Genomic DNA, 18,246 nt, shown 5'->3' with positions numbered 1-18,246 from the left:
GGAGACTTCGTTTAAACCTATGTGCGTTCGACAACCATCGCCATACCCATCCCGCCGCCAACACAAAGGGCAGCCAAGCCTCGTTTCAGCTGTCGCCGCTTCATTTCGTGCAGCAAGGTTATGACAATTCGGCAGCCAGTAGAACCGACAGGATGACCCAGCGCGATGCCACTCCCGTTCACGTTCGTTATTTCCCGCGGCAGCTCCAGCAGTTTTTCCACGGCGAGGTATTGTGCGGCGAAGGCTTCGTTTACTTCGATCAGTTCGATATCCGCGAGCGTCAAACCGGCTTTTGCCAATGCTCGCTTCACCGCTGGAACGGGTCCATATCCCATCAAATCAGGCTCTACTCCCGCTACTGCCCACGAGACAATTTTGCCGAGTGGTTCGATCCCGAGCTCTCTCGCTTTTCCTTCTTTCATCAAAACGGCTGCGGACGCTCCATCGTTGAGCCCGGAAGCATTGCCTGGCGTCACTGTACCATTGTCACGAAAACTGGGCCTAAGCTTCGCAAGACTCTCCAGAGTCACTCCCCTGCGAGGGAATTCATCTTCCGTAACCATGATTTCTTCGGTCCGTTTTTTAATAGGGACCCCGATGATTTCCTCCGCAAACAAACCGCTGTCTATGGCGCGGATCGCATTCTGCTGACTACGCAAGGCAATTTCATCCGACTCCTCACGTGTGATCCCATAACGATCGACCAGACGTTCTGCCGTTTCGCCCATCAGAATTTGATGGTGGGGATCTGTTAACAACTCCCACATCGCATCGGTCATTTCTCCATGTGTCAAACGTTTGCCCCAGCGCGCATTTTTCAGGACATACGGGGCGTTGCTCATGCTCTCTACGCCGCCTGCCAAAACAATTTCACTGTCGCCTAAAAGGATCTGGGAAGCGCCGCTCACAATCGCTTGCATGCCGGACGCACATTGACGTTGTATCGTGAAGCCCGTCACTTCTTTTCCCAATCCTGCGTCCAATGCTACCACTCGCGCTATGTTTGGTTCGTCTGTCCGCTGAATGCAATTCCCTAAAATGACTTCATTGATCTGAGAAGCTTCCAGGCCAGATCGATCCATGACACCACGAATGACGGTTTCTGCCAACTTGCGAGCGCTTACATCTTTCAAGACGCCACCAAACGTACCGATTGGCGTACGTCCAGCAGCAGCAATGACAACCTGCTCCATTTGTTCTCCCCTCCATTGAGTACCTTATTTTCTTTATTGTCTCACACGGAAGTTACAGGGCGGTTCTAAGCGATGTTTTTCAATACAACGGTAACCCATTCGTCATGTTGACTTTCTTTTTCTACTTGGAAGCCTGCTTGTTCAAATATAGCGATGACAGCATCCCGATTCCATTCGACAATTCCCGAGAGAATCAAAGTTCCTTTCGGTGCCATTCGCTCCGTAATCATCGGAAGCATCGCGACATTTTCATCGCCCCCGATGTTGACCAGAATGACATCAGCTTGGTCAGGCAATTGGGACTTCACTGCGTCCTCGCTCGCATCCCCAATGATTACTTGTACAGCGTGGTCAGTAAGGTGGTTATTGGTCGCATTGACGAGAACCTGATACTCGCTTTGTGGATTAATGTCCACTGCCCATACAGGATGCTTCGCTCCATTCAAAGCGCAGTACAAAGAGAGAATTCCTGAGCCAGCTCCTACATCAATGACTTGCTTACCCTCCAGATCCATTTCTTGCAAAAACAAAAGAATGTCCTGCGTCGTCCCATGATAGCCGGTTCCGAAGGCTGCACCTGGATCGATCCATAGGATATGCCGAGCCGACTCCAACGCTGCGGGGTCCGTCCACGTTGGTGCCACCCACCAGTCGCCTATTTTTACTTCACGGAACTCCTCTTTCCACGAATCATTTTCCTCAGCGACGAGGTCTACTTCTTTTATCGTGACTTGTCCATTCCACCGCTGAATGTAGGTCTTCAGGCGAGCTACATGCTCCTCTTCACGATCGTGCTGGGGTTCAAACAAATAGCCAGCAAGTGGACCTTCCGTATTTTCTGCGTAATCATATCCGTTTTCCGTTGTCAGTACTTCGATTTGCGGTTCGATCCAGCCAAGCGTGTAGGAGCTGGTCAAAACCTCTGCCACAAACAAATCCTCAATTTCTGGTTCCACTAGTAAAGTGTATTTGAGCCACATGTTTTCCATGATGAAAAATGCTCCTTCCCTTTTGCTGTTATTCGCCCCTATTCTTGCGGACATCTATTCACGCATATGTAGATGGCAAGGATGATAGAGAACATGGTATGATAGTAGAATGGACTATCACAACCGCAGGGAGGCTTACCATGTTTGACGAATTTTTTTACCGTCGCCGTAAAAACAAGGGACTTTTTATCGTTATGATTGTCCTCATCGTTCTTGGCATCGGCATGTTCGGTATGGGTTTCCTCTATATGTTCTCGTAAGTCGGAACAACATCATTATACCCTACGAACTGTGCTGCACCCACTGTATCTGTCCAAACAATTGGAGCGGGAAGTTTTCTACTGTGGTTGCTTTACTTCCCCTTGTTTACTCGATTATACTTGAGAATGTATTTTTCCTGTACGTTTGATATAGAAAGAAGGTTCACTCCATGTCGCGAATTCTCATCTCCGGGTACTACGGCTTTAATAATGCCGGAGACGATGTGGTCCTGTACGGCATCATCAGCTCTCTTAAGCGGGAACAACCAAATATCTCTCTCGCCGTCCTGTCCAATCAGCCTGATCGGACTGCAGAACTGTTCGGGATTGAAGCCTATAACCGCTGGAGCTTTGGAACCATCGTCCGCGAGCTTTCGCGAAGTGACATGCTGGTGATGGGCGGCGGTACACTGATGCAGGATGTAACCAGTCCGCGCAGTGTCCTCTACTATTTGGGCATCGTCACCATTGCCAAGCTTTTAGGTAAACCCGTGGTCTTTTACGCGCAAGGGTTTGGACCCATCCTTAAATCGCTCAGTCGCACGATGATTAAACGCGTGGTGAATCACGTCAACATCATCACGGTTCGCGACTACGAATCAGGGGAGGACTTCAAAGCCTGCGGCGTAAAAAAAGCCCCTATCTATATAACAGCTGATCCTGCTCTGACGATATCCCCTGACGATATTGCAGATCAACGGGGAAAAGAGCTGCTCCATGGTATGTTTGATGATCCTTCCAAGCCTTTGGTCGCCATCTCTGTCCGGGACTGGAAGCAGGAACAGCAATTCAAACAGAAGATAGCCAGGGCAGCAGATTGGTTTATCATACGCGGATGGAATGTTCTCTTCCTGCCGATGCATGTCCCTAGTGATTTGGCACCGTCTCAGGAAATCATGGACCAGATGAGCCAACCAGGAGCACGTCTTCTCGATGCACCCGTGACTTTTCATGACATTATGTCGGTACTGAAGCAATGCAACTACGTCGTTGGAATGCGGCTTCATTCACTTATTCTTGCGTGCATGCTGCGAATCCCTTTTATCGGTATCTCCTACGATCCGAAAATCGATCGATTCGTTGAACGCGCTGGAATGCCCAATGCTGGTCATATTACTGAACTCGATGAAACTACACTTTTGACCTTGCTCGCTGAAAAACTGGACAACCTCGATCACGAAATTGATGTGGTAACGAAGCATTCCCATCTGTTAGCGATCGAAGCTTCCAAAAGCAGTGAACTTGTTTTGCAGGCGCTGCGCAAATAAGGCTGACCTGGAAAGGAGGACATCATGTCCTTTTCTTCACAAGTGTTACTTCGTTTAAATCGATTATTTCCTCTCCCCGTTCACCCATTTAATCTGGCAAACAACGGGGAAATGAGCTATACAGAATGGCAATTTCAAAAAGGGGATCAAACGATTCAGTTTTTCCTCCCCTTCCATTCACAGGAGCAAATGTTCCGTGACAAAACGGTTTTGGACATCGGCTGTGGCGGCGGTGGAAAAACCTGTTATTACGCCACCTTTGAACCGAAAAAAATGATCGGCATCGACATCGTCCCCCACTACGCGGACGAAGGAAATGAATTCGCGAAGAAAAAAGGACTGAATCATCTCGTCTCCTTCATGACTGGTGATGCCGCGAGAATGGACTTCCCGGACAACACGTTCGATACGATCATCATGAATGACGCGATGGAGCACGTAGGCGAACCGGAAAAAACGCTGGAGGAATGCTTTCGGGTCTTGAAGCCTGGCGGGCATCTCTACATCAATTTTCCGCCGTATTATCATCCATACGGTGCTCATTTGTCAGATGCGATCGGCATTCCTTGGGTACATGCTCTCTTCTCGGAGCAAGCCTTGATTGACGCTTATAAACAGCTAGTCCGCGACTTGCCAGACGGTTCTGACCGGATTGCTTTTCGCTTCGACAAGCTTCCTGATGGTAGGGATACGATCTCGTACATCAATCGCATGACGATCAAGCGATTTCGAAAAATTCAACAAGGCGTGGTGCAGCCTGCGGTTTACCAGCGAGAGATTCCGTTGCGCAATCAGTTGCAGACCTTGGCAAAATGGCCCGCTACCCGTGAATTTTTCGTGAAAATGGTCGTCTGTGTTTATCAAAAAGCGAAATAAAAAGGACCACATAAAACCCCTTCCTCCGTTTGTGGAGAAAGGGGTTTTGTAATTGGTTTAATCGTTATTCGTATTGGACTTTAATGAAGAAGCCTGTTTCCTCCGAATGAATTGGATAAAGGTGCGCAGCTTGTTTCCGCCTGGCAGCCAATCCAACTCCTTGTCCTCAATGAGTGGAATAAGGATGAGCAGTCCCAAGTACACGATGAGTCCTACACCGACTCCAGCAACGGTCTCTATCGCTCCCAACATGCGTACTGGTTCTCTTCCTCTGAACAGGAAATCAACTGCCTCTGTCGCTCCCCAAGCCAGAATCAGCATGAGGTTAGCCACCAGTAACGGATAAATGGTATCGAAGCGCCAGTTAATCGGAATCGATACGTAACGGTTGATGACTCGCATATTCAGTACGCAGACAAATGCAGTAGCAACCAGCCAAGACAAGGACAAGCCGTCCATACCGAACATCGAGGTAAACACGAGTGTCGCCAGTACCTTCACAATAACCCCATACAGCAGATGTCGTGCAGGGATTTTTTCTTTGCCGATCCCTTGCAAAATACCATTTGTAGCCAGCAACAAGGAAAGCGGGATCGCGGTGATGCCTAAAATCGCCATGGCACGCGTGCCTTCCATATCGCCATACAACGCCAGATTCGCCCCTTCAGCTACAGCTGTCAGTCCCAGACCGGCTGGTAGACCGATTAGCCAAGCAAAACGCAAGGAGAGCTTGGTCAAGGTCGTAATCCGCTCCTGATCCTTTTGTCTGATCGCTTCGGCAATGGCAGGAACGATCGAGAGGGCAATCGATGATCCGAACAAGCTCGCCATTTGTAGAAGTGGTCCTCCCCTGCTGTAAATGCCAAACCACGTATCCGCCGTCAAGCCGTCCACATTCCATATGTAGCGGAAGATGTTAATCGCCAGAAAGGAATCCGTCAAGCTGAAAATCGGGATAACTAAGGCGCTGATACAAATCGGCCAGGCAATTCGCCACATCGAGGCGAAGAAGGCACGATCATACCACCAAGTAAGGCTCCGCCACTCAGCCCCGCCAAAGACGGAATTTTTCCGATTGTGGAGCCACATGAGTAACGCTAGAAACCCGAGACTCAAAAACGTACTGATCATCGTACCGAAGTTGACTCCGGTAATCACGGTATCCGTATCTTCACCGAGTGACACGAGATACAGGGAAGCTACCAAAATAAATACGACACGCAAGGTCTGCTCTACGATTTGCGAGAGCCCGACAAACAACATTTTTTGATGGCCGTAGAAAAAGCCGCGAATAACCGCAATCAAGGGAACGAACAGCAGCGACATGGAAATCGCTCGAATTGGCTCAATCAAATGCGGATTCCCCATGAGCTTTGCAATGAGTGGAGAGCTGACGTACAGGAGCCCAAATAAGACAAGTCCGATGGCGCCCATCATGACCATGCTACGGGCCAAAATTTGTCCTATAGAGCCTTGTTTTCCTTCAGCCAATGCCTCTGCAATCACTCTCGACAACGCTACTGGCACACCTGCTGTCGCCAATATGAGAAAGGTCAGGTAGAGAGGATATACTTCCTGATAGAGTCCGAGACCTCTGTCGCCAACTATCTCTTGAAGGGGAATTCGATAGAACATCCCGATAACTTTTGACAAAATCCCCGCTATGGCTAAGATCAACGCTCCCGCGAGAAAATGACTTTTTTTCAACATGGGTAACTCCTTTATTCGTCTCTTTGACTGGATACCCGTGGGGCAGCACCAATCGACATGAACCCACTCTCTATCCTACTATCATTTCCCTCTTCCAGCAAACAGGTATATCGATGGAATTTCGCAGGAATACTGGTGAAAAACAGATTCCATTGATTTTTTTTAATCATCTGCCTGTGTGATCAATGAGTAGGAGGGGATATTATGCCCACAACCGGATTTTTGATCCGCCATGTACAGTGGCCGCTAATGGAGGCTTTGAAAGGAAATCGCATCCGTCCTTACATGAAAGAATTGCAAGCAACACAGCGTCTATCTGCCGAAGCGCTAACCGTGCAGCAGCGAGAAAAGCTGGTGAAACTACTCGATCATGCGATACAAAATGTACCAGCTTATACTACCTTCGCCCCAGATTGGAGTAAAATGCGTGAGATGCCAGAACGTTTTTTGCAGCGGATTCCTGTTCTGACCAAAACACACTTTCGGCAAAACACTGATCAATATTTGAGCCAGGGCCGACAAACAAGCAGGCTCATTGGAAATCGAACGGGAGGCTCCACGGGTGAACCTACCCATTTTTACCTCGATCGTCCAACTGTCGAGCAATATGAAGCTGCACGGTGGTTTGGGCTATCCTGGTACGGCATTCGCATTGGTGACCCGTGTGTGATGATTTGGGGCTCTCCACTCGAATTAAACGCCCAGCAAGCTCGCCGCTACCGCTGGAAGGAACGCTGGTTGAAAAACCGCCTGATGATTTCTGCCTATGAATTGGACGAAAGACATTTGGAAGCAAACCTGCGCCTCATCCGGGAATTCCGTCCTGCCTATTTATACGGGTACGCCTCCGCGCTGCATACCCTCGCCATGATGATGCTACGACGCGGCATGACACTGGGAATCCCGCTCAAAGCCGTGGTCTCTACAGCAGAAAGCCTGCACGAGCAACAACGGCAAGCGATTACCCAAGCTTTTGATGCGCCTGTTGTGAATGAATACGGCGCTCGTGACGGCGGAATGATCGCCTATCAATGTAAAGCAGGGAGCATGCACGCCTTTTCCGGGAACTGTTATTTGGAGGTAGTCGATCCAATTACGCATATTCCCCTCAACAATGGGCACCCAGGAGCTCTGCTTGTCACTGACCTGCACAATACCGTCATGCCTCGCCTGCGCTACCAAATAGGAGATGTCGTCGCTCTTTCTGATTCAGCCTGCTCATGCAATCTCCCTTTTCCACTTCTTGCTTCGATCGACGGCAGAGAAGACGACATGTTCCTATCACGAAACGGACAGTACGTGCACGGACATTATTTTAATCACATCGTTCGCAATATGGACAGCTTTCGCACCTTCCAGATCGTCCAGCATGAGCCGGAGCGACTGAGCCTGCGACTGGTGAAGGAGCCCGAACGTTTTTTGCCTGCTGATGAAGCCAAGCTTTTGGCAGGAATTCGTGCGGCGTTAGGTCAAGTGAGTATCCACGTTTCTTATGTGGAGACCATTCCTCCCGCTAGCTCAGGTAAGACTCGTTATGCCATCCGGGAATTCCCGCTTATGAGCGCCCCCCCGCTGGAGTAGACCGCTTGCGTACTTTTTGCAGCAGCTCTGAAACAAGTGGCTCGCGAAACAAAATGAGCACAACAAGATATAAAACAGCTGCACCCATAATTCCCAGCGATAAGTACAACCAGACAGGCAAAACGGATAACCATGGATCGACGAACAAAATAGCACCAGCCATGACTGCGCAGCCCAGAATGGTTTTCCCTGTAGTCATGAGGAAATTCGCTCGTACAGGGCTGCCTACTGCCCTCCATAGCAAAATGAACAGCAGGAGCGCTTGACTGATAGCCGAAACTGCATTGGCAAGAGCAATTCCGCCATGACCAAGCAGCGGAATGAGCAACCAGTTGGCAAGGGCATACACACCGATCCCAATCGCCCCGATCATAACGGGTGTCTTCGTGTTTTCTAGAGCATAAAAGGCGCGAGTCAGCAAGTCTCTCGACGCTAAAAAGAAAAGTCCCACGCCGTAAAACGGTAGTGCCCACGCTGTTAAAGCGACAGAATGCTCATCGAACGCACCGCGCTCAAAAGCTAGACGGATGATAGGCTCTGCGTATAGCGCAAGTCCAACTGTCACGGGCAGCAGCAAAATGAGGAGATAGGCAAGTCCCTTTTGCAGGATTTGCTTCATCTCCACCATTTCCCCCCGCTTGACATGACTAGCCAACAGTGGGAATAACGGCAACGTAAACGCCCCTACAAAAATAGCCAGAGGCAATTGCATGATCTGGTTCGCATTGGCGAGAGCGGAAACGACACCCGTTCCAAGCCCTTCCGCGAATCCTCGCTCCAAAAAGGTAGTCGCCTGAGCAACCACTGCACCAATTAAAATCGGAATGACTCGCTCGCCCATGCCTTTGAGAGCAGCGTCCTCACGCCAAGCGAAGGAGAAGCGCTGCTGATAACCGAATCCACGCAAAGTCGGGAGAATCGGCAACAGTGCAGCCAAGTAACCGATTGTCGTAGCCATCGCCAAACCAATGGGTCCATACATCGGAACGAGCACATACATGCTGACAATTACCAAAGCACCATTGGCTACCGTACCGAGCGTCGGTGTAAAGAAATGTTGGTGAGCATTACAAATACTCGACCACAGCCCTGTTAACCCGATGAAAATAGCTGATGGCCACATCCATTGCAGCATGCTAGCCGTGAGTTCAAGCTTCTCACCTGACAGTCCAAACATTGCAGCAAGCTGATAAGAAAAGACAACTCCTAAGACAGACAGAGCAACGAATATACCCAAAATGATCGTGAGCATCTTCTGATAGAGGTCAGTCGTCCGCTCTCCTTTTTCCATCATGCCGCGCATGGTCGGAATCAGTACAGCATTGACCGCTCCCGGTATGACCAAGAACAGCGTCAGCGGGATCGTTGCCGCGATATTAAACGCATCTGCCTCCATGCCAGTACCGTACAAGTTGGATACATACACACTGCGAAAAAAGCCCAGAAGCCTTCCAACAAGAGTCAGCACGACAATCATGGAAGCAATTTTTAACAAACTCATGTCCACTTTTCTCCTATCCCTATTTGAAACCCTACGTTCCAGGCTTGGTTCTAACCCCTCAAACTACCTAGTTATCATATCTTATTTCTACCGTTCCTACCAACCTCTTTCCCCCCGGCTTGCTACCGGGTTGCCAGATTCATTATAATAGATAGGTTAATCCCTACCTGTAGGAGGACTACAATAAAAATGAGAGAAACCGTGTTGAAGTGGGGAAGCCAATCAACTACATGGTTGTATTTGCTGTTGGCCTATCCAGTAATTGATTACGTCTTGCGACAGATTCTACCGATTCCAGTCATATCTTCTTTGTGGGATGAAGCACTGCTCATCGTTCTGATGCTGTTTACGTTTGGAGCCTTTTTGCAATCAAACAGAACGATGCCTGGAATCAAACATTGGCTGGGAGCCTTTTTCGTCCTGGGTGTTGCCATCATGGTGACAGACATGGCGAACTGGGAAGCGACTGTGGAAGGATTCCGCTCTGTCTACCAGTACATCCTCGCCTTTTTCATGGGCTTCTATTTACTGAAGTCGATGGAAGACCTGAACAAGTTCATGAAGGTACTTGTGCTGGTTGGTTTCGTAGCGGCGCTGTATGGTGTCTTGCAAGTCATCGTGGGCGTCAAAACACCTGAATCATGGGTGCAGGAAGGGGAAGCAGTTACAACGCGTGCATTCTCCTTTGTAACGAGCCCGAACGTATTGGGCAGCTATATGGCGTTGGTTACACCGATCGCCGCTGGTCTGTTCATGACAGCTACTACTCTCAAGCAAAAATTGATTTGGGCCATTGTTGCACTGACCACCGTGCTTGCTTTGCTCTTAACCGGGTCCCGCGGTGCCTGGTTCGCTCTTGCCTTTGCCGTGTTCGTTTGCTTCTATATCTGGAACAAACGAGTAGCAGGATATTTGGTGATCGCAGGAATTATCGGGGTTGTAGCTCTGTTCTTCGTTCCTGATTCAGTTCCACTTGTCGGAAAAGTAAAAGATCGCATTTTCACGCTGTTTACACCTGAATACTTCGCATCTAGCAGTGAAGGTGGACGCATCGGGCGCTGGGGAAAAGCATACGACAATATGCGTATCGAGCCATTGTTCGGTGTCGGACTCGGTCATCACGGCGGAGCAGTTGCAGCTCGCCATTTCGGTACCATTTATTCAGACAGCTACTTCTTTAAAAGTTTGGCGGAATACGGTCTAATCGGGATCATCCTGTTGATCGGAACCGTGATCACGATGTTCAAATACGGAGCTGGGCTCATCCGCAACATCCAGGGTTCGCCACACTTTTTTGCGATTCTCGGACTGCTCGGTGGATTAATCGCGGTAGCAACCCATAACCTCGTGGAAAACATTTTCGAGGTGCCGTTCGTGGCCCTCTATTTCTGGCTGTTTGGCGGCTTCCTCTGCGCATTATTCGTCGACCAGACACAAAATAAAAGGTGGTGAGGGCATGCGCCGGAATCCTATTCTCGATACGATAAGCTGGGCGCTGTACGCCATTGCCCTGTTTCTGATTTATCATTTGCTCGTGAAACCCGCGTTCCTTGATTTAACGTGGATTGCTGTACTCATTTTCCTGCCACTGCTAGCATTTTGCTACTTTGTGGTACATCCGTCGGAACGTCGACAAGTGCTTGTGTTTACCATCGGCTTCTTGCTCTTGGATCGCGCACTGACACGCGTCGATGTGAAAACGACCGCTGCTCTGTTGATCGGTGGTGCAATCGCAGTCATCGTGATTGCGCTTCTCGTGAAATGGTATGGGCGTCTCAACTGGCGTGCAGTCGGCTCATTAGTTCTGATCGCACTTTTGGCGAACGTGACGTTCAACAGAGATACTCTGACTGCACTGAGCCACTTTACCGTGACATACGAATCTGATCGTTTGTACAACGGCGATTGGGTAGATTATTTCCCGATCACGCTGCAAGACGTCAATGGCGATGGCAAAATGGAGATCATTACGTACGGAAATGCGGAGGAGCTTCCACTGCCGGAAAAAATTGAAAAGCCAGAGACGGAAGAAGAGAAAAAAGCAATGGCGGAGAAGCTGCGCCATTTGCAGGCGGAACCTGTTTCTCTTTACGTCCTGACCTGGAAAGATGGTCAAATGGTGCGGATGCCGAATGATCAGATTCCGGCAGAAACCATGGAGATCATCAAGGAAAAACTGCCGACCGATTACCCAGGCTTCCCGTATTACACGATGAAAGATGGTCAATTGGTACCGAATGTCCAACGCCAACCATATGCGGAAGGCATGATGCAAATCGGAACGGCACCCTATCGTGCGTTTATGCTTGATATGGAGAACATCGCAAATCAACTGGCAGATAATGCAGGAAGTATAGACGTCCGACAAACATTGGGTTCCAAGTACACGGATCTACACATCAAGGATGGTATGCTGACAGGAAACTACGATGGCAAGCCTTTTGGCGGCACGACAAAAGCAACCAAGCTGATGACCACCATGATGCTGCCAGATGGCCGCGAGGGAATCGTTGTCATGGGCGAGCACCTGAGTGTACTGTCTGTAGAGGCAGATGGAACACTGACAGAATCGTACACACTGACACGCAAACAGGCTGAATTGGCAACTGGCGAGTTCATTCCTGCCGATATCGACAACGATAAAGTCGATGAGCTACTCGTGGCTGGCAAACCTTCGTACATCTTGAAACCAAAAGCAGACGGTACGTGGGAAATTTTGTGGGCAAGCGGTGACCACGATAAGAGCTTCCGCTTCTCCAACTTTGCTACGATTGGTAACAACGCCAAGCCTGAGATCGTGGCCAAAGCGAAAAGCTGGGTAAGTACCACAGATACTCGCTATTTGGCTGGCTATGACTACACGCCAGAGGGCTTGAAACAAACCTGGCGCATTTACATGCCGCTGATCAATGTTCAAATTGGCGACATCGATGGCGACAAGGAAAACGAAATCGTGGCCAACATGTACAATACGCATCGTATTCTCGTGTTTAAGCAGCACAACATTCCGGTACTCGGACTCACAATCGCGCTATTCGTGGGACTCTTGGGATACGGGGTCGTAAGGAGGTTTCGCCATGCGTAAAGCGACGAAAGCATGGGCATTGCTCGCTGCCATCTGCACAGCCTCCCTGCTCGGTGGCTGCACGTATGAATCAGGGACGAAGGCTTTTGCCACTACCAATTTTGACCAGAAGCCGGATCAAACGACAACGGTCCAAACCGAGTCAGGGGCCGAGTGGTTGAAAACAGCCCTAGAAAAGGGCAAAACGGATAAAGAGGCACAGACTTACTGGTATAAGGGGTATGTAAAAAACACAATCCTGTCTCGTACCACGACGAGTATGTTCAATGGAGCCGTCATCAACGGGAAAGGCTACAATGTGGATGCACGCATCGCGGCCCAGCCTTATTCGTACTATCGAATTAACGACAAACGCTACATCAAGGCAAATGAGCAGTTTGTAACCGCTCCGGATGAGCCGCTAGCATTTGATGTATTGAAAGGCTTCGAGGACTGGCTGCCTCTCATGGACAAGGCCGTCCAATTGCCTGAGGAAAAGGTTATCGGTGTAGTCAGCGTTCCGTTCCAATTAAAAATGACAGGAGCAGAATGGCTGAAAAATAGCCAAAGCCCACTGTTTGAACCTTTGAAAAAACAATTGGGAGAACGCCCTGATCTGGATTACATCTTGAAGGAATCCACGATCAAGACAACGTTTTGGTTCGGTAAGGAAGACCGTCTGATCCACCAATACGAGACTTGGATCATTCTCCCACTTCCTGAAGCTGGAACGATGGACCAGCAAGTAATATTCAACCTGTTAAAATACGGCGATACCGGTGGCATTCACATCAAGGAACCGGAAGAAGTAGAGAAATATTTGCTGTACTAAAAAAAGCCTGCTACCTTAGCTTGGCAGCAGACAAATCGGTACGAATCAGGACCTGGCGAACATCGTCAGGTCCTTTTATTTTGAAGCAGAAGAAGTATTCCTGCCAAACGAAGAAAACCCCGAAGCTTCATTGGCTCCGGGGCGATGCTGTCCTATTTTTTCACCAGTTCATCCATCAATTGCGCCAATTGCTTCGCCTGTTCACGGCGCTCGTACGGTTTCACACGCTCTGCAAAATCCGCTCCGCGTTCCTCGCTACCCGTTTGTCCTTGCGCTTTCCACTCCTGATACAGCTTCAGGTATGCTTGCTTGATCTCGTCTTTTTGCTCTGGATCGGCTACTTGCCCGAGACGGAAATCTTCAATAATCTCTGTCGCTTCGCCTCTTTTGTTCAGAGCAAGGATCGGGTTGCCAATCCCCATGTATTCGTAGAGCTTACCCGGAATATACGCTCCGGCGTCAGCGGACACATCCCCGATCAGCAAAAGAGCATTTGCGCCTTTCATCAATCCGAGCGCTTCTTTATGCGGCAGGTTCCCCAACACGCGAACGATGTCACTCAGCCCTAATGCTTCCACACAATCGCGATTTTCGGAATACCCCGGGTAATCGAACACCCCAGCAAAGCTGAGCAAGAGATCATTTCGGTCTACTGCTTTTTCATCGATAAGTTCCCGGATGGCTTGCAGGAGAAGGCGTGGGTTGCGCTTTTGATACAAAATACCTGCGTACACCGCATGAAACTTGTCCGGAGCAGCATGGCTGGGAGCCAACCCTTGAAAATCAGCCTGATCAAACCCATTGTAGATCAGCTCCATCCGCTTGATGCGGTTCTGGTGCTTCTCGCGAAAATTATAGGCGAAGGTCGCAGTGACGGTCGTGATCGCATCCGCTTGGGACATCACCGCCTCCTCCATTCGCTCTTCCATGCGCTCTCGCCATTTGATGCCAGAGGTGTGCATATTTTGCGTCCATGGATCACGGAAATCCGCTACCCATTTGCAGCCAAACTCACGGGAAAGCTTTTTCGCAATCAAATGGTTCGTTACGGGTCCCGATGTAGAAAAAATCACGTCGATCTTTTCACGTCGCATGATTTCTCGCCCTAGCTTGAGCGCATTCGGCATCCACAGGATTTGGTCGTCTGGAATCAACAGGTATGGCTTAACTTTTTTCAGCACATGGACGATCTGTTTTTTTACCTTCGCCTTAAATGATGGCTGTGATGGTGTAGACGTTGTATTGGCACTTGCTGATGGGGCTTGTCCCCCTCGATTCGGCAGCAGCTGCCACTCCTTCGCACGGTGAATAGTGACATCACTCGGCAGTTGTGCCAAAAGGGATGTATCGAGCGTCGCATGATAAGCAGGATCTACTGTCAGTACATGGACATTCCAGCCAAACTCCCCCAAATATTTGGCCATTTTCAACGGTCTTGGCACGCCGCCTCCCCCAATAGGAGGAAATATGTAGCATATGATCAACACGTTGTGCGTATTCATTTACGTAACCGTCCTTCTCCATTTCAATTTTCCATCATCAACGATACCATAAGTGCTGTCTTATTGCGAATCTAGCAGGCATCTGCTATAGTGAAAATGGCTTTGTTTACAAATGATCGTTTATTTTTTCGGTACACCGCCTCTATTCGGTCGTGCCTCCATGTACATAACCTCAGTAGGGGTTTTTAATTACGATTCGGGTGAATTCAGATGAGCAAATTACGAGTCCTCCACGTGATTGGCGGGGGGGAATTTGGCGGTGCTGAACAACATATTCTCAATTTGGTCACTACTTTTCCAGTCGACGAAGTAGAAGTCGCAGTCGTATGCTTCTATGATTCTCTTTTTGCGAGTAAATTGCGGGAATCAGGCATCCAAGTCATTACACTGAATCAGTTCGGACGTTTTGACTTACGATTGCTACAGGCTCTGCGGAATGCCTTTACCACATTCCAACCAGCGATCATTCATACGCATGGGATTAAAGCCAATTTCTTTTCACGACTGGCAGCTCGCGCTATGAAGGTTCCTTTGCTGACCACTGTTCACAGCTCACTCCGTTATGATTATACAAGCTCCTTGGCCTATGCCATTGTCAGCATGATGGAAATGAGCACGAGACATTGGAACCGTCATTACATCGCGATCAGTGGTGCGATTGCCGATATTTTGCGGGGGCAGGGTGTTCGCTCGTCTGACATTAGCGTGATTTATAACGGAATGGACATGAAGCCTTATCGGCAAAACCATTTACGGGAGAATGACCGCAATCGACTGCGTGCGGAATGGAACATACCAGAGGACGCCTTTTTGTTCGGGACAGCAGCTCGCTTTGTTCCCGTAAAAGGGCTCCCGATTCTGCTCGATGCTTTTCATACGCTTGTGGCGAACACGAAAGGGGCGGCTCCTTATCTCGTATTGATCGGAGACGGTTCTGAACGTGCAATGCTTGAAGCGAAGGTAAAAGAATTGGGGCTGGAATCGCGTGTTCGCTTTGCTGGATTTCGACAAGACATTCCGGCGTGCTTGCATGCCTTAGATGGCTTTGTCCACTCTTCCTTGTACGAAGGGCTTGGCTATACCATCATCGAGGCAATGGCTTCGGAGGTTCCTGTCGTAGCAAGCAATGTCGGCGGTGTGAAAGAGTTTGTTTTCGATGGCGAAACGGGGCTGATCGTCGAACCGGGAAATCCCGCTTTGTTGGCGCAAGCAATGGAACGACTTTGGACTTCACCACAATTGCGTGAGATCTTGGTGCAAAACGCGTTGAACAAAGTGGAGTCCACTTTTACCATTCAACTCATGACCGAACAAATTGTTGCTCTTTATCGTACGTTACTGAAATGACGAAAGGCACGGTGAAACGCGAACAGCGGGCATCGTGCTTTTTTTATATGATTTATTTGAAGAATCTGTTTTTATAGTTGCCTACTCATGATCAATCTGGTTACATATGAATTGGAACTATTTTGTATAGCAAGCTGCACCAGACAGAAAGGGTGAAAATGAGATGAAACTATTTCTATCGGTAGACATGGAAGGTATTTCAGGCATTGTAGATACGAGCTATATTAACCCGGATTCGGGGGTTAACTATCAGCGTGGACGCCAATTTATGACAGATGATGCCAATGCGGTTATTGAAGCTGCACTTGAGTCTGGCGTAACGGAAATTGTCGTAGCAGACAGCCACAACACGATGAACAACATTCTCTGGGAAAAGCTCCATCCGAAAGCAAGACTGTTGGCAGGTTCTCCACGCGATTCATCCATGATGCAGGGAATCGATGAAAGCTTTGATGCAGCGATGTTTATCGGCTATCATACTCGCCAAGGGATTCCTGGTGTACTCAGCCATACGATGTCTGGTGTCGTTCACAATATGTATATCAACGGACAAGTCGTGGGTGAGTTCGGCTTTAACGCCGCGATCGCGGGTATGCATAACGTTCCTGTTGTCATGGTGTCTGGTGATAATCTCATCGCCGTCGAAGCACAGGAACTGATTCCAGGCATCCAAACAGCGATCGTGAAGGAAGCGGTATCCCGCACAGCTGCTATCTGTCTCTCGCGTGAAGAGGCGACCGCTGAACTGAAGCGCAAGACGGCCAATGCCTTGCGCAACCGGAACAACATCCAGCCATTCCATACAGCTGTACCTGTAGAGCTGGCAATGGAATTCTCCCATGCAGGACAAGCCGAGATGGCCGCAATTGTCCCGGGAACCCGCTATGAAACAGCAACAAACACAGTTTATTACAATGCAGCCAATCCGCAGGATATGTACAAAACAATGCGCGCTATGCTGAACCTGGCGTCGGGTGCTGAATTTTTTTAAGAAGAATAAGGAGGGAACGGAAGGGCTGAAATCAGTTCTTCCGTTCTCCATTTTGGCGGTAGATTATTCAAGCCCGCCTATTTTTCCGTTTCCGCGCTACTTGTGGCCGGAAGCCTCTTTTTCCCTTTCTTGCTATTGCTTTTCCCTTCGCTTTCTCCTTCTGTCTGTTGTTCATTCCTCGATTGGATGCCCGAGAGCCTGGCCCGCCTCCAACAGCGTGCTGTTGCTTCGTGTTGGAGCTTTCAATCGCAGCATTCGTACCACCTGTACTGTACGTGCCACCCCCACCTGCAACTTGTGTGGCGGAAGCATTTCTAAGGCGTCTTGCCAGCTTGACTACTTGATCGTTTATCACCACAATGGCTTCTTTTCCATTTTTCTTTTTGCCCTTATGATGACCATGATACTCCGATTGCTTGCCGGCCATTCCCCGATTTCGCGCAATTCCACCAGCTCCCACGCTCTGTTGTTGCAGTGTGTTCGATGAATCGATGGCGGCATCATTACCGGCTGCACCGCTTCGTCCTGCTCCGCTGGCAATTTGGGTGGTGTTTGGGGCATTCGTAAACTGCGTATTGAGTACGACAACCACTCTACTGGTTTCACGCAAAAATGTCTTCACGACCATTCGCTTTTTACCCTTTTGGTAAATGACTGTCAGTTTATCCTTCCGACGGGACATGTGCAGTTCATTCCTTTACATGAGACTACTACATGTAAATGCGAAAGACGGACAAAGCGTGTTGGACAAATGATGTGGATTTACAAAAATATACTTTTGGTCGCATTCCGAAGCGTAGACTGGAAATTCACTTCTTTCCTCCACTGTAGTTACTACCTAAATAAAAAAGCAGACCCACCATGTGAGTCTGCTTGTCGTTTCAGCTTTTATAATTTCCGAACGTTCGTCGCTTGAGGACCTCGTTGACCGTTTTCTACGTCAAACTCCACCTCTTGCCCTTCGTCCAAGGATTTGTACCCTTCGCCTTGAATAGCGGAGAAGTGAACAAATACGTCATCTCCACCATCACGCTCGATAAAACCGAAACCTTTTTCACTGTTGAACCACTTTACTCTTCCACGTTCCATTTTTGCCTCCTAGCATGTAACCCTTACATGACATTTGAAATAT

The 18,246-nt window shown here is 49.0% G+C and carries 15 protein-coding genes; 8 read left to right on the top strand and 7 right to left on the bottom strand.

All coding sequences use genetic code 11. From position 1 onward, the window contains the following. Positions 1-17 precede the first annotated feature (17 nt). Positions 18-1,193: an acetyl-CoA C-acetyltransferase gene (locus HP401_RS17775; protein WP_173605946.1), complete on the bottom strand. Its 1,176-nt coding sequence runs from the start codon at positions 1,191-1,193 to the stop codon at positions 18-20. Between the two features lie 65 nt (positions 1,194-1,258). Then, positions 1,259-2,182 (bottom strand): 50S ribosomal protein L11 methyltransferase, encoded by a 924-nt coding sequence (locus tag HP401_RS17770; protein WP_173605945.1) that lies wholly within the window; start codon positions 2,180-2,182, stop codon positions 1,259-1,261. A gap of 430 nt (positions 2,183-2,612) precedes the next feature. On the opposite strand from HP401_RS17770, the gene csaB reads away from it, so the two are divergent. Together csaB and HP401_RS17760 are read left to right on the top strand one after the other, a co-directional pair. Then, a complete protein-coding gene (gene csaB / locus HP401_RS17765; protein WP_173605944.1) occupies positions 2,613-3,710 on the top strand; it encodes a polysaccharide pyruvyl transferase CsaB in 1,098 nt (365 codons plus the stop codon). 24 nt (positions 3,711-3,734) lie between these two features. Then, positions 3,735-4,586 (top strand): class I SAM-dependent methyltransferase, encoded by an 852-nt coding sequence (locus tag HP401_RS17760; RefSeq protein ID WP_173605943.1) that lies wholly within the window; start codon positions 3,735-3,737, stop codon positions 4,584-4,586. A gap of 57 nt (positions 4,587-4,643) precedes the next feature. Here HP401_RS17760 and HP401_RS17755 read toward each other — a convergent pair whose 3' ends face one another. Beyond that, complete coding sequence (locus tag HP401_RS17755; protein ID WP_173605942.1) at positions 4,644-6,296, bottom strand: putative polysaccharide biosynthesis protein; 1,653 nt, start codon at positions 6,294-6,296, stop codon at positions 4,644-4,646. Positions 6,297-6,500: 204 nt separating this feature from the next. On the opposite strand from HP401_RS17755, the gene HP401_RS17750 reads away from it, so the two are divergent. Next, complete coding sequence (locus HP401_RS17750) at positions 6,501-7,877, top strand: phenylacetate--CoA ligase family protein (protein ID WP_173605941.1); 1,377 nt, start codon at positions 6,501-6,503, stop codon at positions 7,875-7,877. On the opposite strand, the gene murJ is transcribed toward HP401_RS17750, so the two are convergent. Further along, the gene (gene murJ, locus HP401_RS17745; RefSeq protein WP_173605940.1) at positions 7,852-9,378 is read right to left on the bottom strand and encodes a murein biosynthesis integral membrane protein MurJ; all 1,527 of its coding nucleotides are present in this window, start codon (positions 9,376-9,378) and stop codon (positions 7,852-7,854) included. The genes HP401_RS17750 and murJ overlap by 26 nt on opposite strands. A 189-nt stretch (positions 9,379-9,567) precedes the next feature. Between murJ and HP401_RS17740 the strand changes: the two genes are divergently transcribed. Genes HP401_RS17740 through HP401_RS17730 form a run of 3 tightly spaced genes read left to right on the top strand, consistent with a single transcriptional unit; the run spans position 9,568 to position 13,274 of the window. Further along, positions 9,568-10,830 carry an O-antigen ligase family protein gene (locus HP401_RS17740; RefSeq protein ID WP_173605939.1) on the top strand — a complete coding sequence of 421 codons (1,263 nt, stop codon included), beginning with the start codon at positions 9,568-9,570 and terminating at the stop codon, positions 10,828-10,830. Between the two features lie 4 nt (positions 10,831-10,834). Next, positions 10,835-12,463: a hypothetical protein gene (locus HP401_RS17735; RefSeq protein WP_173605938.1), complete on the top strand. Its 1,629-nt coding sequence runs from the start codon at positions 10,835-10,837 to the stop codon at positions 12,461-12,463. Continuing rightward, complete coding sequence (locus tag HP401_RS17730; RefSeq protein WP_173605937.1) at positions 12,456-13,274, top strand: hypothetical protein; 819 nt, start codon at positions 12,456-12,458, stop codon at positions 13,272-13,274. The genes HP401_RS17735 and HP401_RS17730 overlap by 8 nt, the downstream gene beginning before the upstream one ends. A 152-nt stretch (positions 13,275-13,426) precedes the next feature. Here the strand turns inward: HP401_RS17730 and HP401_RS17725 are convergent, their stop codons facing one another. Continuing rightward, on the bottom strand, positions 13,427-14,776 hold the full coding sequence (locus HP401_RS17725; RefSeq protein ID WP_173605936.1) for a glycosyltransferase family 4 protein: 1,350 nt from the start codon (positions 14,774-14,776) through the stop codon (positions 13,427-13,429). A gap of 210 nt (positions 14,777-14,986) precedes the next feature. Here HP401_RS17725 and HP401_RS17720 point away from each other — a divergent pair, with 210 nt between their 5' ends. Together HP401_RS17720 and HP401_RS17715 are read left to right on the top strand one after the other, a co-directional pair. Continuing rightward, positions 14,987-16,123, top strand: coding sequence for a glycosyltransferase (locus tag HP401_RS17720; RefSeq protein WP_173605935.1), 1,137 nt, complete (start codon positions 14,987-14,989; stop codon positions 16,121-16,123). A 163-nt stretch (positions 16,124-16,286) separates the two neighbouring features. Continuing rightward, positions 16,287-17,114 (top strand): M55 family metallopeptidase, encoded by an 828-nt coding sequence (locus HP401_RS17715; protein ID WP_173605934.1) that lies wholly within the window; start codon positions 16,287-16,289, stop codon positions 17,112-17,114. Between the two features lie 67 nt (positions 17,115-17,181). Here the strand turns inward: HP401_RS17715 and HP401_RS17710 are convergent, their stop codons facing one another. Both HP401_RS17710 and HP401_RS17705 read right to left on the bottom strand, forming a co-directional pair. Further along, positions 17,182-17,796, bottom strand: coding sequence for a hypothetical protein (locus HP401_RS17710; protein ID WP_173605933.1), 615 nt, complete (start codon positions 17,794-17,796; stop codon positions 17,182-17,184). Positions 17,797-18,002: 206 nt separating this feature from the next. Then, positions 18,003-18,203, bottom strand: coding sequence for a cold-shock protein (locus tag HP401_RS17705; protein ID WP_012685372.1), 201 nt, complete (start codon positions 18,201-18,203; stop codon positions 18,003-18,005). Positions 18,204-18,246: the final 43 nt, after the last annotated feature.

Source organism: Brevibacillus sp. HB2.2 (assembly GCF_013284275.1).
GTDB classification, from domain to species: domain Bacteria; phylum Bacillota; class Bacilli; order Brevibacillales; family Brevibacillaceae; genus Brevibacillus; species Brevibacillus brevis_D.
This window is presented reverse-complemented; position numbering and strand designations above follow the sequence as displayed.

Excerpts from the sequence above, each read along its gene's own strand:
- HP401_RS17775 (WP_173605946.1), bottom strand. The coding sequence starts at position 1,193 with ATGGAGCAGGTTGTCATTGCTGCTGCTGGACGTACGCCAATCGGTACG.
- HP401_RS17770 (WP_173605945.1), bottom strand. The coding sequence starts at position 2,182 with ATGGAAAACATGTGGCTCAAATACACTTTACTAGTGGAACCAGAAATT.
- csaB (WP_173605944.1), top strand. The coding sequence starts at position 2,613 with ATGTCGCGAATTCTCATCTCCGGGTACTACGGCTTTAATAATGCCGGA.
- HP401_RS17760 (WP_173605943.1), top strand. The coding sequence starts at position 3,735 with ATGTCCTTTTCTTCACAAGTGTTACTTCGTTTAAATCGATTATTTCCT.
- HP401_RS17755 (WP_173605942.1), bottom strand. The coding sequence starts at position 6,296 with ATGTTGAAAAAAAGTCATTTTCTCGCGGGAGCGTTGATCTTAGCCATA.
- HP401_RS17750 (WP_173605941.1), top strand. The coding sequence starts at position 6,501 with ATGCCCACAACCGGATTTTTGATCCGCCATGTACAGTGGCCGCTAATG.
- murJ (WP_173605940.1), bottom strand. The coding sequence starts at position 9,378 with ATGAGTTTGTTAAAAATTGCTTCCATGATTGTCGTGCTGACTCTTGTT.
- HP401_RS17740 (WP_173605939.1), top strand. The coding sequence starts at position 9,568 with ATGAGAGAAACCGTGTTGAAGTGGGGAAGCCAATCAACTACATGGTTG.
- HP401_RS17735 (WP_173605938.1), top strand. The coding sequence starts at position 10,835 with ATGCGCCGGAATCCTATTCTCGATACGATAAGCTGGGCGCTGTACGCC.
- HP401_RS17730 (WP_173605937.1), top strand. The coding sequence starts at position 12,456 with ATGCGTAAAGCGACGAAAGCATGGGCATTGCTCGCTGCCATCTGCACA.
- HP401_RS17725 (WP_173605936.1), bottom strand. The coding sequence starts at position 14,776 with ATGAATACGCACAACGTGTTGATCATATGCTACATATTTCCTCCTATT.
- HP401_RS17720 (WP_173605935.1), top strand. The coding sequence starts at position 14,987 with ATGAGCAAATTACGAGTCCTCCACGTGATTGGCGGGGGGGAATTTGGC.
- HP401_RS17715 (WP_173605934.1), top strand. The coding sequence starts at position 16,287 with ATGAAACTATTTCTATCGGTAGACATGGAAGGTATTTCAGGCATTGTA.
- HP401_RS17710 (WP_173605933.1), bottom strand. The coding sequence starts at position 17,796 with ATGTCCCGTCGGAAGGATAAACTGACAGTCATTTACCAAAAGGGTAAA.
- HP401_RS17705 (WP_012685372.1), bottom strand. The coding sequence starts at position 18,203 with ATGGAACGTGGAAGAGTAAAGTGGTTCAACAGTGAAAAAGGTTTCGGT.